This window comes from Clostridium sp. AM49-4BH (assembly GCF_003478335.1).
In the GTDB taxonomy this organism is placed as follows: Bacteria; Bacillota; Clostridia; order Lachnospirales; family Lachnospiraceae; genus Butyribacter.
Window position 1 is genome coordinate 1 of the sequence record NZ_QUFB01000007.1, and the last position, 18,399, is coordinate 18,399.

General features: G+C 43.8%; 13 protein-coding genes and 1 pseudogene. 13 read left to right on the forward strand and 1 reads right to left on the reverse strand.

What is annotated here, in order from left to right:
* Window positions 1-297 precede the first annotated feature (297 nt).
* The 13 genes and pseudogenes from lgt (at window position 298) to DW981_RS16090 (ending at window position 17,048) form a co-directional block, all read left to right on the forward strand.
* The gene (gene lgt, locus DW981_RS03330; protein ID WP_243034650.1) at window positions 298-1,158 is read left to right on the forward strand and encodes a prolipoprotein diacylglyceryl transferase; all 861 of its coding nucleotides are present in this window, start codon (window positions 298-300) and stop codon (window positions 1,156-1,158) included.
* 437 nt (window positions 1,159-1,595) lie between these two features.
* Window positions 1,596-2,024, forward strand: coding sequence for a division/cell wall cluster transcriptional repressor MraZ (gene mraZ, locus DW981_RS03335; RefSeq protein ID WP_022025270.1), 429 nt, complete (start codon window positions 1,596-1,598; stop codon window positions 2,022-2,024).
* Window positions 2,025-2,060: 36 nt separating this feature from the next.
* Window positions 2,061-2,996: a 16S rRNA (cytosine(1402)-N(4))-methyltransferase RsmH gene (rsmH, locus tag DW981_RS03340; protein ID WP_022025271.1), complete on the forward strand. Its 936-nt coding sequence runs from the start codon at window positions 2,061-2,063 to the stop codon at window positions 2,994-2,996.
* Between the two features lie 15 nt (window positions 2,997-3,011).
* Window positions 3,012-3,590, forward strand: a complete 579-nt coding sequence (locus DW981_RS03345) for a septum formation initiator family protein (protein WP_118506774.1) — start codon at window positions 3,012-3,014, stop codon at window positions 3,588-3,590.
* A gap of 45 nt (window positions 3,591-3,635) precedes the next feature.
* The gene (locus tag DW981_RS03350; RefSeq protein ID WP_182434114.1) at window positions 3,636-5,612 is read left to right on the forward strand and encodes a penicillin-binding transpeptidase domain-containing protein; all 1,977 of its coding nucleotides are present in this window, start codon (window positions 3,636-3,638) and stop codon (window positions 5,610-5,612) included.
* 87 nt (window positions 5,613-5,699) lie between these two features.
* Window positions 5,700-7,442: a penicillin-binding transpeptidase domain-containing protein gene (locus tag DW981_RS03355; RefSeq protein WP_118506776.1), complete on the forward strand. Its 1,743-nt coding sequence runs from the start codon at window positions 5,700-5,702 to the stop codon at window positions 7,440-7,442.
* 86 nt (window positions 7,443-7,528) lie between these two features.
* A pseudogene (gene murD / locus DW981_RS03360) lies at window positions 7,529-8,880 on the forward strand (UDP-N-acetylmuramoyl-L-alanine--D-glutamate ligase).
* Window positions 8,864-9,973, forward strand: coding sequence for a putative peptidoglycan glycosyltransferase FtsW (locus DW981_RS03365; protein WP_118506777.1), 1,110 nt, complete (start codon window positions 8,864-8,866; stop codon window positions 9,971-9,973). The pseudogene murD and the gene DW981_RS03365 overlap by 17 nt, the downstream one beginning before the upstream one ends.
* 16 nt (window positions 9,974-9,989) lie before the next feature.
* A complete protein-coding gene (locus DW981_RS03370) occupies window positions 9,990-10,748 on the forward strand; it encodes a hypothetical protein (RefSeq protein WP_022025277.1) in 759 nt (252 codons plus the stop codon).
* Window positions 10,749-10,843: 95 nt separating this feature from the next.
* Complete coding sequence (ftsZ, locus tag DW981_RS03375) at window positions 10,844-12,013, forward strand: cell division protein FtsZ (RefSeq protein WP_118506818.1); 1,170 nt, start codon at window positions 10,844-10,846, stop codon at window positions 12,011-12,013.
* 91 nt (window positions 12,014-12,104) lie between these two features.
* On the forward strand, window positions 12,105-12,926 hold the full coding sequence (locus DW981_RS03380; protein ID WP_118506778.1) for a type II CAAX endopeptidase family protein: 822 nt from the start codon (window positions 12,105-12,107) through the stop codon (window positions 12,924-12,926).
* 91 nt (window positions 12,927-13,017) lie between these two features.
* Window positions 13,018-14,922, forward strand: a complete 1,905-nt coding sequence (locus DW981_RS03385; protein ID WP_182434115.1) for a GGDEF domain-containing protein — start codon at window positions 13,018-13,020, stop codon at window positions 14,920-14,922.
* Window positions 14,919-17,048, forward strand: a complete 2,130-nt coding sequence (locus DW981_RS16090; protein WP_182434116.1) for an alpha-amylase family glycosyl hydrolase — start codon at window positions 14,919-14,921, stop codon at window positions 17,046-17,048. Before DW981_RS03385 ends, DW981_RS16090 begins: the two co-directional genes overlap by 4 nt.
* Before the next feature lie 107 nt (window positions 17,049-17,155).
* Here DW981_RS16090 and hisS read toward each other — a convergent pair whose 3' ends face one another.
* On the reverse strand, window positions 17,156-18,394 hold the full coding sequence (gene hisS, locus DW981_RS03395; protein ID WP_022025283.1) for a histidine--tRNA ligase: 1,239 nt from the start codon (window positions 18,392-18,394) through the stop codon (window positions 17,156-17,158).
* Window positions 18,395-18,399: the final 5 nt, after the last annotated feature.

An 18,399-nucleotide genomic window follows, 5' to 3' on the forward strand; every position in this document is an offset into this window, starting at 1 on the left:
ACGACGAGCGCAAAGTCCCTTTCAAAAATGATGAATACCTTGCTTCCGGGACTTCGAGTTTCCGAAAGGCATGTAAATCAATCATCAGAGACAACAAAATCTAGAAATCACTAAAAACGAAAATGAGGCAAGGCAATTACTATAGTTCTCTGACGGCAGAAACCGCTATGTAGTGGCTGCAAAATACTTAGTATTCTTTGACATAATAAGCAATATGTGGTTGTTGGAATTTGAGGTATGGGAAGTTTGAGTAAGTGACAAGCGAAGGTTGAAACAGAGGGAAGAATGGAGAAGATTATGGATATACGATTTCCACATTTGGGGATTGAAATTGCACATTTGGGGCGGTCGATTACGATAGGCGGATTTTCAATCGCATACTATGGCATGATTATTGCACTCGGCATGATTCTTGGCTTTTTGATGGCGAGCTGGCAGGCAAAACGCACCGGACAAAATCAGGAATTGTATTTGGACCTGGCAGTATGGGATATTATTTTTGCAATCATAGGAGCAAGAATTTATTATGTCGTGTTTAGTTGGGATTATTATGCCAAACATCCGGGTGAGATATTAAATACAAGGGGCGGCGGACTAGCTATTTATGGTGGTGTGATCGCAGGAGTGATCACGACGTTGATCTTTGCAAAAATTCGTAAACAGTCTTTCTTGTGTTTGGTGGATACGGCCTGTGCCGGACTTTTGGTGGGACAGATCATTGGTCGATGGGGCAATTTCTTTAACCGAGAGGCGTTTGGCAGTTATACGGATGGCTTATTTGCGATGCAGATCCCAAAAGATGCGGTAGCACCGGCGAATATCACGCATGCGGTCAACCAACATTTGGTGACGATTGGCGGTATGCAGTATATTCAAGTGCATCCAACATTTTTGTATGAATCTGTATGGAACCTCTTGGTCCTTGTCATCATTTTGGTTGCCACACCACATAAAAAATATAATGGTCAATTATTTTTACTGTATTTGGCAGGATATGGTCTGGGACGGTTTTGGATCGAAGGATTACGTACAGATCAGTTGATGCTGTTTGAAAGTGGAATTGCAGTATCACAGCTTCTTTCGGGAGTTTTATTCCTGTTTGCCGTTGGAATGTTGATCTTTAAGGCAAAACAAACGCAAGCAAAACAAACACAATAGAATAACGTGATAAGTTGTAAAAAGATCTCAAAAATTACAGTTGAGATCTTTTTTTTGTCCTTTTTTACATACTTTTATAAAAAAATACTTGCAATATTCCCAAAAAAGCGATAGAATTTTAGGAAAAGTGGGGCGAAGTGGGGGAAGGTGGTTAGAAAAACCTAAAAAGTGGTGAGAAGTGATTTTGTGAGACCGCTGCAAGTTCAACTGGGGAGTTGATGAGACCGCTGCAAGTTCAACTGGGGAGTTGATGAGACCGCTGCAGGTTCAACTGGGGAGTTGATGACGCAACTGCAAGTTCAACTGGGGAGTTGATGACACAGTGTCAGAACAGGATTTGATCCAGGCGCAGCGTCAGAACAGCGTTTTATGAGGGAGTAATTCACGGAGATCCGAGCTTATGATTCGTGTATTTTGAAAGAAGGGTGGTGATAGCAATGTTCATGGGTCAATACGAACATACCATTGATGCAAAGGGCAGAACTATCATTCCTGCAAAGTACCGAGAAGGGCTTGGAGAGACTTTTATTATCACCAGAGGTTTGGATGGCTGCTTATATCTATACCCGTCAGACGCTTGGCAGGAGTTTGCAGACAAGCTGCAAAGTCTCCCATCTACATTACAAAATCGTAAAATTCAACGACAGTTTCTATCGAAAGCGATGGAGGTGAGTCTGGACAAGCAGGGACGAATTCTGGTTCCGGCACTGCATCGTGAGATGGCTGATCTGGAGAAAGATGTCGTTTTTGTTGGTATGATGAACCGTGTAGAGCTTTGGGATAAGGCACGTTACAACACGGAGGAGACAGAAGAGGACGAAGAACTTCTTGCAAGTGCAATGGATACTTTGGATATTTCTTTATAAACTTATAAACCATCGTTAAGAAAGGGGCGTGTAACCGTGGAGTTTCAGCATACTTCGGTGTTATTGCAGGAAGTCATTGATGGACTTGCGGTGAAACCGGATGGCATATATGTGGATGGAACCTTAGGGGGAGCAGGACATGGTAGTGTTGTCTGTTCCATGCTAGGGGACAAGGGACGATTTATAGGGATCGATCAGGATGCAGATGCGATCGCAGCGAGCACAGAACGTTTGAAACCGTATGGTTCAAAGGTGACGATCGTTCGCAGTAATTATGCAGAGATGAAGCAGGTATTGCAGGAGCTTGGTATTGCAGGCGTGGATGGCATTACTTTAGACTTGGGAGTCTCATCTTTTCAGCTAGATACATCCGAGAGAGGATTTTCTTATCGTTTTGATGCACCACTCGATATGCGTATGGATGACAGACAGGCGTTGTCGGCATATAACGTGGTCAACGAATATTCCGAAAGTGATCTGTTTCATTTGATCAAAAATTATGGAGAAGACAAATTTGCCAAAAATATTGCAAAACATATTGTGATAGAACGGGCAAAGGAACCGATTAAAACAACAGGACGTTTGGCAGAGATCATCAGTCAGGCGATACCAATGAAAGTTCGTAAACAGGGAGGACATCCGGCAAAGAGAACCTTTCAGGCGATACGCATTGAGGTGAATCAGGAATTATCCGTGTTACAAAATACATTAGAAGAGATGATCGACCTGTTAAATCCGGGAGGCAGATTGTGCATTATCACATTTCACTCCTTGGAGGATCGAATTGTAAAACAAGCGTTTAAGAAGGCGCAGGATCCGTGTACCTGTCCACCGAATTTTCCGGTGTGCGTATGCGGCAACCGATCAAAAGGACATATGGTAGGAAGAAAACCGATTCTTCCGTCAGAGGAGGAAATGGAACGTAATCCGAGAGCGAAGAGTGCAAAGTTACGTGTATTTGAGCATATATAAAAAGGGGGCCAAAGAATGGCAGGCAGACAAGGAAGTTATAGCAGCAGACAATATGGATACAGTCGGCAGACAGGGAGTGGAAGTCGATCTGTAAGCAGCCACAGCAGATATTCCGGCCGTGGTGGACAGGCATATGTAGAGGGCAGTGCAGCCAGAGCATATGATGTAGAACCGCTTCGAAGAGAGCAGGAGCGCAAAAGACGTGAAGAGGAATATCAGCGAAGAGAGCGCGAAAGAAGAAATCCGTATAGCAGAACGGTTGAACTTCCGGGAGTACACCGTGCATCTGTGTTGTTTTTGATCATGGCAGTTGCTGCAGTGTTTTATGTATGTTTTTCTTATGTTCAGACACAGAATCAGCTCCATGAGCAGCGTCAGCAGGTCGTAGCGATCCAGTCTGACATTGCACAGATGAAAGAAGATAATGAACAGGAGTACCAGACTGTAGTGGACTCTGTAGATCTTGCGGATGTTTATCGCAAGGCGACACAGGAACTTGGCATGGTTCGCGCCAAAAAGGATCAGGTATATACCTATCAGAACAAAAAGAGTGATATGGTAAAACAATATGGTGAGATACCGGATGCAAAGTAATTTTTGCATTCGGTATATGCGAAACAGCAGGACATGGAGGCACGGATGAGCAGAAGAACGCAGAGTAACCAAAGTAGGAGAAGACAGACAAACCGAGCCGGCAATCCTCAGAGACGCCGAAAAGTACACACAAAATACAAATTTAGCACCCGCAGGATGTATCAAAGAACATTTATTGCGCTCGGTGCTATTGTTTTATTTGCGTTAGTTTGTGTGGGCTGGACGATCTGGCTGGGGCAGAGTAAAGGGGATGAATATGAGAAGATCGTGTTATCACAGCAAAGTTATGTGAGTAATACGATCGCATACCGTAGAGGAGATATTTTGGATCGCAATGGCAATAAGCTGGCGTCCAGTAAGAAGGTGTATAATTTAGTACTGGATCCAAAGGCACTGACGTTAGACAGCGCATATTTCGAGCCGACGACCAAAGCGTTGAAACAGACAGTTGGAATGTCAGAAGGTGCGGTTCGTAAGATCATCGACAAAAAGCCGGATTCTCATTATTATGTTGTGAAGAAGTATAAGGGATTATCCAGAGATGTTGTGGATGCTTTTAATGAGCTTGCTGATAAAGATAAAAACATTCAGGGAGTATGGTTTGAAGAAGAATATGTGAGACAGTATCCGTATTCAACAGTAGCAAGTAATGTGATCGGATTTTGTTCTTCGGATAATGTTGGAATATGGGGAATTGAAAATCAGTACAACAGCCAGCTTAGTGGTAAAACAGGCAAAAAGTATGGGTATTATGATTCGGACCTTAATCTTGTAGAGAATGTCAAAGAACCGGAAAATGGTAAAAAGATCATTTCTACGATTGATGTTAATGTGCAGGGTGTGTTGGAACAGCATATGCAGAAGTTTCAGACGGATACCGGATCTGAAAATATGGGTGTCATCATTATGAATCCAAACAATGGAGAAATATATGCGATGGCATCATCACCCGGGTATGACCTGAATGATCCAAGTGACCTGAGTAAGTATTACTCAGAGGACAAGCTTGCCGGTATGAGTGACAAGAAAAAGATGGAGGAATTAAATGAGATCTGGCGTAATTTCTGCATCAGTGATGCTTACGAACCGGGATCAACTTTCAAACCGATCACGGTAGCGGCAAGTTTGGAAGAGGGAACGACTTCTCCAAGCAGAACGTATGTCTGCGATGGTTATCAGAAAGTTGGTGGAAGCAAGATCAAGTGCGTGGCGTTTAGCAAAGGCGGTCATGGAACGATCAATATATGTCAGGCGTTGATGGAATCTTGTAACGATGCCTTGATGCAGATGGGAGATGCATTAGGGGGCAAGCGTTTCTTAAAATATGTAAACGATTTTGGATATGGACAAAAAACAGGCATTGATCTTCCTGGTGAGGCAACCGGCAAGATCTTTACAGAGGATACGATGCGCAGTGCCGACTTAGCTACGTCAAGTTTTGGACAGAGCCAGACGGTGACCATGGTGCAGATGGCAGCAGCGTTTTCCTCAGTAGTAAATGGTGGGTATTATTACACTCCGCACGTTGTGAAGGAAATTCAAAATGAAAATGGAGCTACTGTTTCTGAAATAGAAACACAGCCGGTTCATAAAGTAGTTACTGCGGAAACGAGTAAGCTGCTTCGCAGTTATCTATACAAAACTGTGGAAGAGGGTACTGCGAAGGCGGCACAGGTGAAAGGCTATAAAGTTGGCGGCAAAACCGGTACTGCAGAGAAGTATCCGCGTAAAAAGAAAAACTATCTGGTTTCCTTTATTGGATTCACACCGATAGAACACCCGGAGGTCGTGATCTATGTCGTGATCGATCAGCCCCATGTGGAGGATCAGGCACATAGCACCTATGCCACAGAATTTGCAAGTTCCGTTATGGGAGACGTTCTTCCAATGCTTGGTGTCTATAAAAACGACTCTTCCGGAGGCACGACGAAAGTACAGCTTCCGTCTACCAAAAACGGCAATCTTCCGTTGGAAGTGCCAAAAGGTGGTTACAGCACCGAAGATTATAAGAAATTACAGTGATCGTTTAGTGGTGGGACCCAGGCAAAGGTATACTTTGTCGAACGGATTCATATACTGATTGCAACCAAACAGTGAAAATCCAAAATAATGAAAAATTGCAAAACACCGCAGCGGCAGAGAATCCTTTTTGTATATATTATGGTCTGTCTGTTGTCGTTATCGCTTACAGGGCGGTTGGCATATTTGATGGTCGCCAAAGCAGATTATTACGGACAGAAAGCAAAAGATGTACAACAACGAGAGCGCGCGATCAAGGCAAAGCGCGGTGTGATATACGATAGAAATGGTGAGATATTGGCTGGAAATAAGCCGGTGTCCACCATTTCTGTTATTCACAACCAGATTAAAGAACCGGAAAAGGTGATCACCAGACTATCTGAGCTATTAGATCTGGATGAACAGGAAGTGCGAAAACGCGTAGAAAAGGTGTCATCTATCGAGCGTATCAAGGCAAATGTGCCGAAAGAAACTTCCGATAAGATCCGAGAAGAGAATCTGGCGGGAGTCATGGTGGATGAAGACTACAAAAGGTATTATCCGTATGATACCTTGGCGTCACGTGTTATTGGATTTACCGGTGCGGATAATCAGGGAATTATCGGTTTGGAAGTAAGCTATGATGATATATTGCAGGGACAAAACGGTGCAATATTAACTATGACGACAGCGCGTGGCCTGGAGATTGACGGGAAAGCGGAAGAGAGAAGAGAACCGGTTGCCGGGCAAAATCTTTACACAAGTATTGATAGTAATCTGCAGCAATTTGCAACACAGGCGGCAGAGAAAGTGCGCGAGGCAAAAAATGCTGCAGGGGTGCGGGTTATCATGATGAATCCGCAAAATGGAGAGATTTATGCGATGGTCAATTCACCAGAGTTTTCGTTGACTAAGCCATACGAATTAGTGGATCAGAGCGAAAATCTGTCGGAGAAACAAAAAAATGAAGAGTTGAATAAAATGTGGAGAAATGGCTGTGTTAGCGATACTTACGAGCCGGGATCAACATTTAAGATCATCACCTCAACGGCAGCTTTGGAGGCGGGGGCAGTATCCTTGAATGATACCTTTTATTGCCCGGGTTTTAAGATTGTTGAGGATCGGCGTATCCGATGTCATAAGGCAGGTGGGCATGGTAGTGAAACCTTTGTGCAGGGGGTGCAAAATTCATGCAACCCGGTATTTATGGAGGTTGGAGCAAGGCTTGGAGTCGGTGGGATGTTTCGTGGAATGAGACAGCTTGGTATCCTTTCAAAAACCAATATCGACGTTCCGGGAGAGGCATCAACGATCATGCATCAGCAAAAAAATGTGGGAGCGGTGGAACTTGCTACGATGTCTTTTGGACAGTCGTTTCAGTTATCGCCGATCAGACTGTTAACATCGGTTAGTGCCGTGATCAATGGTGGCCACAGTATTGTACCGCACTTCGGCGTCAGCATCGAGAATACATCGAACGGATCGGTACGCAAATTATCATATCCGCAGAAGAAAAAAATAGTGTCTAAGGAAACTTCGGAAAATATGAAAATGATCCTAGAGAGTGTGGTAACAGAAGGATCCGGTTCCAAAGCTTCCGTCGAAGGATATCAGGTCGGTGCCAAAACAGGAACCTCAGAAAAACTTCCGCGCCGCAGTGGCAAATACATTGCATCCTGTATTGGCTTTGCCCCGGCAGACGATCCGAAGGTTTTGACAGTCGTTTTGATCGATGAGCCGGAAGGAATCTACTATGGAGGAACAATTGCCGCACCGGTCGTATCGGAACTGTTAGATAATGCCCTGCCATATTTGGGCGTCAAAAAAACACCGCAAAAACAAACGAAGAAATAAACGTCATTTGGTTGATTTCTCGGGTGGATTGCATTACAATTGTTTAGGAAAGAGCAGCAAAAGGAGGAACAGAAGTGGATAGTGAAATGGGATTATCAGGAAAGACAGTATTAGTAGTAGGTACAGGAATTAGTGGCATAGCAGCAGTAAATCTGTTAGCAACGCAGAGTGCCAATATTATTTTATTAGACGGCAATACAGAGCTGTCACCGGAGACAGTGGCGGCGAAGTTTTCAGAGGATATTCATTATGATCTGATTTTGGGAGATCTGCCGGATCAGGTGATGGATCGGATCGATTTGGCAGTGTTAAGCCAGGTGTGCCGACGGATCTGCCGTTTGTGGTACGTATGCAGGAGGCGGGCATTCCAATTTGGGGCGAGATCGAGCTTGCTTATGTATGTGGTAAAGGAAAAGTTGTTGCGATCACAGGAACCAATGGTAAGACGACAACGACAGCATTGACGGGTGAGATCATGAAAGCATACTATGACAGTGTATTTGTCGTAGGAAATATCGGACTACCGTATACACAATATGCAATGCAGATGTGTGATGATACAGTTACGGTGGCAGAGGTCAGCAGTTTCCAGCTGGAGACGATCCACAAATTCTGCCCTCAGGTCAGCGCTATTTTGAACATAACGCCGGACCATCTCAACAGACATCATACGATGGAGTGTTATACAGAGACGAAAGCACGTGTTGCGATGAATCAGACCAAAGAGCAGATGTGCGTACTCAATTATGAAGATGAGCGTTTGCAGCAGGTTGCAAAAAATATGTCGGCAGATGTATTTTGGTTTAGCAGTGCCAGAGAATTAGAACGAGGCATTTTCCTGCGTGGAGAAGAGATCGTATGCCGCGACGGCGAAGAGATCACGCTTTGCAACATACATGATCTGAAACTGTTAGGTATGCATAACTACGAGAATGTAATGGCGGCGGCAGCGATCGCACATGGTATGAACGTGCCGTGGGATGTGATCCGTAAAGTGGTTTGTGAGTTCCAGGCTGTGCCGCATCGTATCGAGTTTGTAAAAGAAGTGAACGGTGTAAAATATTACAATGATTCTAAGGGAACGAACCCGGATGCAGCGATCAAGGCTGTTGAAGCAATGGTTCGTCCAACGATCGTGATCGGCGGCGGTTATGACAAAGAGTCCGTTTATGATGAATGGATCGCATCGTTCGGAACGAAAGTAAAAAGTCTGGTATTGCTTGGGCAGACAGCAGATAAAATCGCAGAGGCAGCCGCTAAGGCGGGCTTTACTGCAGTGACGAAAGTGGATTCTTTAGAAGAGGCAGTAGCTGAATGTGCCCGTCAGGCACAGGATGGTGATGCTGTGCTGTTATCTCCGGCGTGCGCAAGCTGGGGAATGTTCAAAAATTTTGAAGAGAGAGGCGACCTTTTTAAGGAATATGTCAAAAAGTTATAAAATTCGTAATTACGATTATGTATTACTTTTTATGACAATTGGGATCGCTGTTTTTGGCGTTTTCATGATCTACAGTGCCGGATACTATACCGCAGTGCTGACAGGGTCACAGTGGCGTTATGTGACGCAGCAAGTGCTTGGCCTTGGGATCGGCGTTGTCGGAATGATTCTTGTATCCGGGATAGATTATCGCCTGTTTATCAAACCGATCTTTGGAAAAAAGATCAATTTTGTATATTTGGTCTATCTGGCAGCAATTATTATGCAGGTTGCCGTTTTGTTTGTCGGTGTTGAAAAAAATGGTGCAAAACGCTGGCTGAATCTTGGGTTTGTACAGTTTCAGCCGTCTGAAATCTCTAAGATCGCAGCAATATTGTTTGTAGCATATGCAATCTATCGGAGCAGACAGTCGTTAGATCATTTTGCCGGTTTTTTGCGGGTAATGCTTTTTATGGGACCGAGTATTGTGCTGATCTTAGTGGAAAATATGAGTTCTGCGATCATTGTTTCCGGTATCGTTGTCGGGATGTGCTTTGTAGGAAGCCGCAAGAAACTGTATTTCGCAGTATGTCTTGTGCTGTTGATCTGCGGCGGAGCCTGCTACATCTTTTTGGGAGAGGGATTTCGTGCAGAGCGCATTGATATTTGGCTGCATGTAGAAACGAATGAGAATGCACATCAGATCAAGCAGGGATTATATGCAATTGCAACCGGCGGTGTTTTTGGCAAAGGGCTGGGAAATAGTATGCAAAAGCTCGGCTATATTCCGGAGGCATATAACGATATGATATTTGCTGTGGTCTGTGAAGAGCTTGGAATTGTTGGAGCAGCAGGACTTATCATCGCTTTTTTGGTAATGTTTTGGAGGATCACGTGGATTGCGATCAAGGCAACGGATCTGTTTGGAACAATGATCTGTGTCGGAGTATTGATCCAATTGGCAATACAGGTTGTGATCAATGTGGCTGTAGTGACCAATTCGATTCCGTCGACCGGGATTCCATTGCCGTTGATCAGTTATGGTGGAACTTCTGCGACGATCATGATGGCGGAAATGGGACTGGTGTTGTCGGTGTCAGCCGGAAGTAAATAAAGAAATGGGGATAATTATGCGTGTACTAAAGAGACTGTTCGCAGTGGCGGCAGTGATCGCATTATTGTTGGTGGGAGTATATTTTATCTTTCATATCGATAATGTGACAGTGGAAGGAACGGAGTATTACTCGGATTCTGAGATTAAAAATCTGGTTTTTCAAAAGAAACTGTCAGGCAATGAAGTAGTGCTTTGGTTTTATGAAAAAACAGTGGGGCTTGGTTCCCTTCCTTTTATTGAAACGATAGAGGTGGAATATCATGGGCCGCGTAGCGTAACACTGCACGTATATGACAAAACGATCAGTGGATGTATCAAATACTTAGGTCAATATGTATATTTTGATAAAGATGGTATTGTGCTGCAGACGCTTCCTAAAAAGAAAAAGGGGATTCCGGTCGTAACCGGTGGCAACTTTGGTAATTTTACGGTGGGAGAGGCATTCAAAACGACAGATGAGGGTGTGTTTGAATCCATCATGAATGTTTCGCAGCTTATCTCACATTACAATATTTCCGTGAAACAGCTGCATATCGAATCCGGGGCGTTAATACTGTATTCCGGCAAGCTTAAGATCTATCTTGGCAAGAAAAAAAGATACGATGACGAAATGAACAATCTGGCACGTGTTTTTGAGACGGCAGTCAAGGAAAAATTGACGCTGGAAGGTACGATTCATATGGAAAATTACAAGGCTGGAGACAGCATTGTAGTGGATCCTCCCAAGAAAACAAACAAAAATGTCAAAAAAACGAAAAAGAAAGAAGAAAATTAGCAAAAAAGAACAAACATTCTCTTGATTATTGAGCCTTAAATGGTTATTATATACCTTAGGGGATTGTGAGAATGCAAGGTGAAGGAGGAGCAACGTTGTTAGAGATTAAGACAAATGAGTCAGACTTAGCTGCAAAAATAATTGTAATTGGTGTTGGCGGCGGTGGAAATAACGCAGTCAATCGAATGATAGATGAAGGAATTATGGGTGTTGAATTTGTTTGTGTAAATACAGACAAGCAGCATTTATCAAATTGTAAAGCCGGCAATTGTATTCAGATCGGTGAGAAACTTACCAAAGGATTGGGCGCGGGCGCAGATCCGGAGGTAGGCAAGGCAGCCGCAGAGGAGAATAGAGAAGAGCTTACAGAGCTGGTAAAGGGTGCCGATATGGTATTCGTAACTTGTGGTATGGGTGGCGGAACCGGAACCGGTGCAGCACCGGTCATTGCAGGCATTGCCAAGGAAATGGGCATTCTGACGGTTGGTATTGTGACCAAACCATTCCGTTTCGAGGCGAGAAGCCGTATGAACAATGCAACTTCCGGTATTGACGAGTTAAAGAAAAATGTTGATACATTGATCGTCATTCCAAACGACAAGCTGCTTGAGATCGTAGATCGACGCACTTCTATGCCGGATGCTTTGAAGAAAGCAGACGAAGTGTTGCAGCAGGGTGTGCAGGGTATCACTGACCTGATCAATGTACCTGGTCTTATCAACCTTGACTTTGCAGACGTACAGACGGTTATGAAAGATAAGGGGATCGCCCATATCGGAATTGGAACCGGCAGTGGGGACGATAAGTGCGTAGAGGCTGTAAAGGAAGCGATTTCCAGTCCATTGCTTGAGACGACGATCGAGGGTGCATCTCATGTTATTATAAATATTTCCGGTGATGTAGGATTACAGGAAGCAAATGATGCAGCTATGTACATAGAAGAGCTTACGGGTGAGAATACCAATATTATCTTCGGTGTTATGTTCCCGGAGGCAGAAGATGACAGCGTAAAGATTACCGTTATCGCTACAGGATTGGAAGATGATGGCATGCATCTTACAGAGGAGCACACACCAGCATTCTTAAAGAAGCCGGCAGCACCAAAGACGAATTTCCCAACCAAAGAGGGACAGCTTGCAAGCTCACGTCCGGTTGCACCATCCGCTTTGGGAAGCAGTCATACTGCCAGACCTCAGACACCTTCCTACAGCCGTCAGGCAGAGGATGGAATCAAGATTCCGGAATTTTTACAGCGTAAGCGTTAAGGACATTAAAACAAGAGAAAATAAGGATTTGGGCCGACTAGAGTTGTTTGTCCAAATCCTTTTCCGTTTGTAACAAAGAAATGAGGTAAGAATGAATCAACAAAACGTACAATGGACGAAAATTCAGGTGAGACAGACAATTGGTGCGTTAGGTATCTTTTTGTCCGTGCTGATTCTGCAGATTTTTGCAGCGGTCATAACGCTTGCTCTGTCTAAGGTGACAGGAATTACACCGAATTCGCCGAATTATGTGATGTTTGTATCTATGTTAAGTGCTTTCATGGCGGCTGTGTGGTCCGGCTATTGGTATTGGCGTTCAGATTGGCGAAAACGAGATTTTTCATATCGCAATGCATTACAGCTTCGCCAGCTCATTGCGTTGATCTCGGTGGCAGTAGGCGGCTGTGTTTTTATTAGCATTACACTTACGATATGGCAGACAATCTTTCCGGGAGAGTTTCAGCAGTATTCAAATGTGATGTCCAACTTTTCGACCAGCAGTCCTTGGCTGACATATTGCTATGTGTTGTTGATCGGTCCGATATCCGAAGAGTTGATCTTTCGTGGGGCGATATTGGATCGCTTATATTTGGCATTTCCATTTTGGACAGCTAATTTACTGCAGGCACTATTGTTTGGCATATACCACATGAATCTCGTACAGGGGATTTATGCGTTTGTACTGGGAGCAGTTCTAGGATTGGTGCGTGTCAGTACCGGAACGATATTTGCATCGATAGGAACACATATTATCTTTAATGCAACCAGCTATGTATTACAACTTGTTTTTCCATCAGGGCAAAAGATCTCGATCGTAATATTTGTCGGTGTATACTTGCTTGCAACCCTTTTATTTGCAGATGGATTATGGTATACTAAAAATAAGTATGAGCGGAATAAAAAGAACGAGTAACAGATAATAAATTCGTGGTGTTGCAGTACACACGATAATACAAGAAAATACTGACATTTGCTGATGGCAATAAAGAGAGATGGAGAGGGATATGAACAAGATTATTGCGATTTGTGCAGCGCAGATATATCTGTGGGAACAGGAGCGTCAGATCCACGCGATCTGTGATTGTGCCAGGGAACGCGGATATGAGGTTATGATCTGCAATTTGTCTGTCAAGATGGATGTTGAGACGAGTCATAGCAGGGGTGAATTGAGTGTGTTTTCTGTCATCCCGTATGATCAGTTAGCTGCATTGGTGGTATTGGGCGAATCTATTCGGAATGATGCAGTTTGTGATGATCTGGTGGCAAAAGCGCACAAGAACAATGTTCCGGTAGTTATGCTCGATTGTTACAAAAAGGGATGCTATAATATTAAATTTGACTATGAGAAATCATTTGAACAGATCGTACGTCATGTTATCGAATACCATGGTTGTCAAGAAGTGAATTTTATTGCAGGATTTCGAGATAATGATTTTTCGGAACAAAGATTAGAGACTTATCGACATGTTATGAAAGAAAATGGCCGTACCGTCAAAGAAGAGTACATTGCTTATGGAGATTTTTGGGAATTTCCGTCCCGCGCCGCAATGGAAAAATGGGTGCAGGAATGGGAGGCTGGTACGTCCAGAAGACCGGAGGCTATCATATGTGCAAATGATATGATGGCGATTACAGCGAGCAATGTGCTGCAAAATCACGGATTGAGAGTACCGGAAGATGTTATTGTGACCGGTTTTGATGGCTTGTTATTAGGTGAATGCTGTATGCCAAAGTTGACTTCTGCCAAGAATGATGCAGCACAGATTGGCTTGAATGTTATACAGATGATCGATGATCACCAAAATGGGAAATGTACAAATGTATATGACATTGTTGTTCCTTTTTATGTCGATTATAGTGAATCGTGTGGTTGTGAGCCGGTCCAACAGCGCAATTTAAGTGAGGAAGTGATGCACTGGTATGGTCAGAGAGAGATAGCCAGATATCAGTCATATGACTTTTTCATGATGACGAATAGCATGTCAGATGGTCATTCTCTGGTCAAGCTGGCAGAGTCGTTCCAAGAATATAAAGATTGTTTTCCGGCGGATAATTTTATGATAATTGTAAATCATAATTTCTATCATGATTCTGACATTTGTTGTGCGAGTGACGTGACTGACTTGGTTAAGCTGGTCGAAATATGTGATGGAACATTTACGATGCCATTAGAACGGATACCACTGGAAAAGCAATTACAGTGTTTTGACAGGATCCGAGCCTGTACCAATCAGGTGATTGTCGTGCCAATTCATTGGCAATCAGAGATCTATGGCTATATGGTGGTCTCACATGATGCAGCCAAGATGGATTATGGAATGTTATATGAGTTTTCCATGAGTTTGGATCAGGTGTTTGGTACAGTACGTAAGCAGGCGCAGTTGTATAGCTTATATGTCAAAGATGCATTGACAGCGATTTATAATAGACATGGATTTTATGACGAATTACGCAATCGGATCGCAAAGCTTGCCGGCAAGCGCAAAATGTTGTTTATGGCGTCAGTAGATCTGGATCGGCTCAAATTTATCAATGATCATTATGGACATATAGAAGGAGATTTTGCCATTCGCAGCATAGCACAGGCGATATCAGATACTGCCGTTGAGGTAAATGGGATATGCGCACGCTTCGGCGGGGATGAATACGTCATGTGTCTGGTAGAAGAGTATGACAAGGCAAATCTTACGTTTTATGAGCAATATCGTCAAATGCTTCGGGAACGGATCGCGCAGATTGACAGAGAAAGTGGTAAGCCATACCGGATCGCTGCCAGTTGTGGTGTGATCTGGGAAGAGCTCCACGGAGCGTCCGATATAGAACATATTATGAAGCAGGCAGATGACGAGATGTATGCGGATAAAGAAGAACATCACAAGCGTTTAACACAGAAGGAGACAAAAGAATGATGAAATGGTATGATCAGGCAGTTTTTTATCACATTTATCCACTGGGACTTTGTGGATGCGCCAAAGAAAATACAGGGATCGCGGAATCCCATTTTGATCAGTTAAAGGAGTGGGCAGAACATGCCGCTAAGTTAAATTGCACGGCAATTTATATCGGACCGTTGTTTGAGTCAGTGGGGCATGGGTATGAGACGACAGATTATCGCAGAGTAGACTGTCGTTTGGGAACAAACGATGATTTCAGAGATTATGTAGCATATTGCCACAAGTTAGGGCTTCGCGTGATCGTAGACGGTGTCTTTAATCATGTCGGACGAGAGTTCTTTGCATTTAAGGATGTGCAGCAAAATAGAGAGCAGTCTCCATATTGCAGTTGGTTTTGTAACCTGAATTTTGGTGGAAATAACGAGTATAATGACGGCTTTTCTTATGAAAACTGGGGCGGATATAATCTGTTAGTCAAGTTAAATCAGCAGAATCCGGAAGTGCAGAACTATATTTTTGACGCGATCCGTTTTTGGGTGGCTGAGTTTGATATTGATGGAATCCGTTTGGATGCGGCAGATGTACTGGATCATGGATTTATGCATGCGATGCGTCAGATGACAGATGTTATGAAACCGGATTTTTGGTTGATGGGTGAAGTGATCCATGGCGATTACAGTCGTTGGGTAAACGATGGCATGCTGCATTCGGTAACAAATTATGAGCTGCATAAAGGCTTGTATTCCGGACATAACGATCATAATTATTTTGAGATCGCTCATTCCGTAAAACGCTTACTTGGCATTTGCGGAGACTACCGCTTGTATACATTTATGGATAATCACGATGTAGAGCGCATTTATTCGAAATTGAACAATAAAGAGCATATGGGTTTGGTAACGCTGCTCGTTTATACGTTATACGGAATCCCTTCCATGTACTATGGATCAGAATTTGGTATCGAAGGGAAAAAGGAACAAGGATCAGACTGGAACTTGCGTCCTCATTTGGAACTTGCAGATTATGCGGATGCATATACCAATAATCCGATTACAGCATTGTGCGTGAAATTGGGCGAATTAAAGAAACAGTATCCGGAGTTGAGTGAGGGACGATATCAGGAACTGTCATTGACTAATCGTCAATTTGTATATGCGAGAGCACTTTCAGAAACGGCAATGATCATGTTACTCAATTGCGATGACGAGCCGACAACAATTACCGTACAGGCGCCGGTTGGAGCTTCAAGTGCTACAGATATGTTAGGACAGGCAGAACATGTACAATATGAGAATGGACAACTGCAAGTTACTTTGCCGGCAAATTGTGGAACAGTGATCTATTTGGGGGAGAAAGTAGAACCCATAACCACAGAGAAGGTATCTTCGGATACAGAGGAGCCGATTGCTGCAGAGAAGGTATCTACAGAGACAGAGGAGCCGATTACTGCAGAGAAGGTATCTGCAGAGACAGAGGAGCCGATTGCTGCAGGAAAAGTGTCTTCTGAGAAGAACGCAGAACCATCTTATGTGTTACTATTGAATGGATCGCCACATTGTAACGGTTCGACTGCAACAGCACTTGAGGAAGTCGCAGGTGCCTTAGAACGCAACGGCGTGCACACAGAAATTGTACAGGTCGGTCACTTGGCGGTACGCAGTTGTATGGCTTGTGGGGTTTGCGCAGAAACCGGTAAATGTGTTATTGATGACATTGTCAATGAAATTGCACCAAAGTTTGAAAAAGCGGATGGTCTGGTAGTTGGAAGTCCGGTATATTATGCCTCTGCCAATGCAACGCTTGTGGCGTGCCTGACCAGATTGTTTTACAGTACACACTTTGATAAACGTATGAAAGTTGGTGCTTCTGTAGTGTCTGCAAGACGAGGCGGATGTTCGGCATCGTTTGATGAGCTCAACAAATTTTTCACAATCTCCGGTATGCCGGTAGCATCCAGCCAATACTGGAACAGCATTCATGGCAATAACGCAGATGAGGCAAAGCAGGATGGAGAGGGCCTTCAGATTATGAGAACACTTGGAAATAATATGGCATTTTTGATCAAGAGCATTGCTATGGGTAAAGAAATGTTTGGTCTGCCGGAGCTGGAAGAACGTATCGGGACGAACTTCATTCGATAGATCTTTAGCGGATGATTTTAGAGGATAACAAAGTGGCTGTTCCAACATAAGCGGAACAGCCACTTTGTTTACTTTATGGGAAACTTATCGTAGTGTGGTGTTATTCCTTAGGAAAACAATTTGACACCATCTTCCTGTCCGTACACAGCGAATCCATCGTATCCGGCGGTTTCCAGACGATTTAAGAATTTGCCAAGTTTCTTAGGACGGGCGATCGTTGAAACCAGATATTCGCTGCGAAGTTCTTCAGCATATTGCAATGCAGCTGCATAAGTATCCGGATCATAGAATACCGCAATGCGCTTTTTCTGTCCCGGGATTTCGTAACCGTTATCCATCAAAATACCAAAGATACGCTCAAAGCCAATGGAAAATCCAACTGCCGGGATATCTTCGTTTAAGAATTTACCGATCAGATTGTCATAACGACCACCACCGGCAACAGCGCCACTATAGCCCTCTGCTTCTACTTCAAAGATCGTTCCGGTGTAATAGCCCTGACCGCGCACGAGAGACGGTGTGAATTCGATCGGAAAGGCATTGCCGGAGACAGAAGTTACGGTATCCATAATGTATTTCAGAGAAGCAACATAGTCGGCATCGCATACTTTTGCGACAGAATCCAGATCCAAAGCGCCGCTTTCAAACAAGGCAATAAATTTTTCAATAGCAGAAGCATCAAATGCATTTTCTTCTAATTCTTTCTGCACACCTTCAATACCGATCTTATCTAATTTATCAAAAATGATCGCCAGTTTTTCATGATCTTCCTCGGCAAAGCCTGCATAAGTAAAGATTGCCTTGAGGATGCGGCGGTCGTTGATCTTGACCTTAAAAGAAGAGAGGCCAATGCGGGTCAGAGCCTTTGTCGTTGTAAGGATCAATTCCACTTCGGCATCTGGAGAGGCATTGCCAATGATATCGATATCGCACTGCATAAACTCTCTAAGACGTCCCTTCTGTGGCCGCTCTGCGCGGTATACGCGGTCCATCTGAATAACCTTGAAAGGATTCATCAGATCATTGCGGTTGTTGGCATAATAGCGGGAAAGTGGCAGTGTCAGGTCATAACGCAGCCCCATATCGGCAAGCGTCTGTTCGGTAGGGGCTTCTGCTTCTAAGGCAGAGGATAACTTTTTGCCTCGTTTTAAGATCTTGAAGATCAGATTTAAATTTTCGCCACCTTCGCTTTTATCTAAGTTTACAGCATCTTCTATAATAGGGGTTGTGATACGTTCAAAACCCGCTTCCTGATATGTTTCACGGATGATCTCCTGCAGATGGTCGCGGATCATAACCTCCTTTGGCAGATAATCTCTCGTTCCTTTAACCGGTGTTGCTTTCATTATTT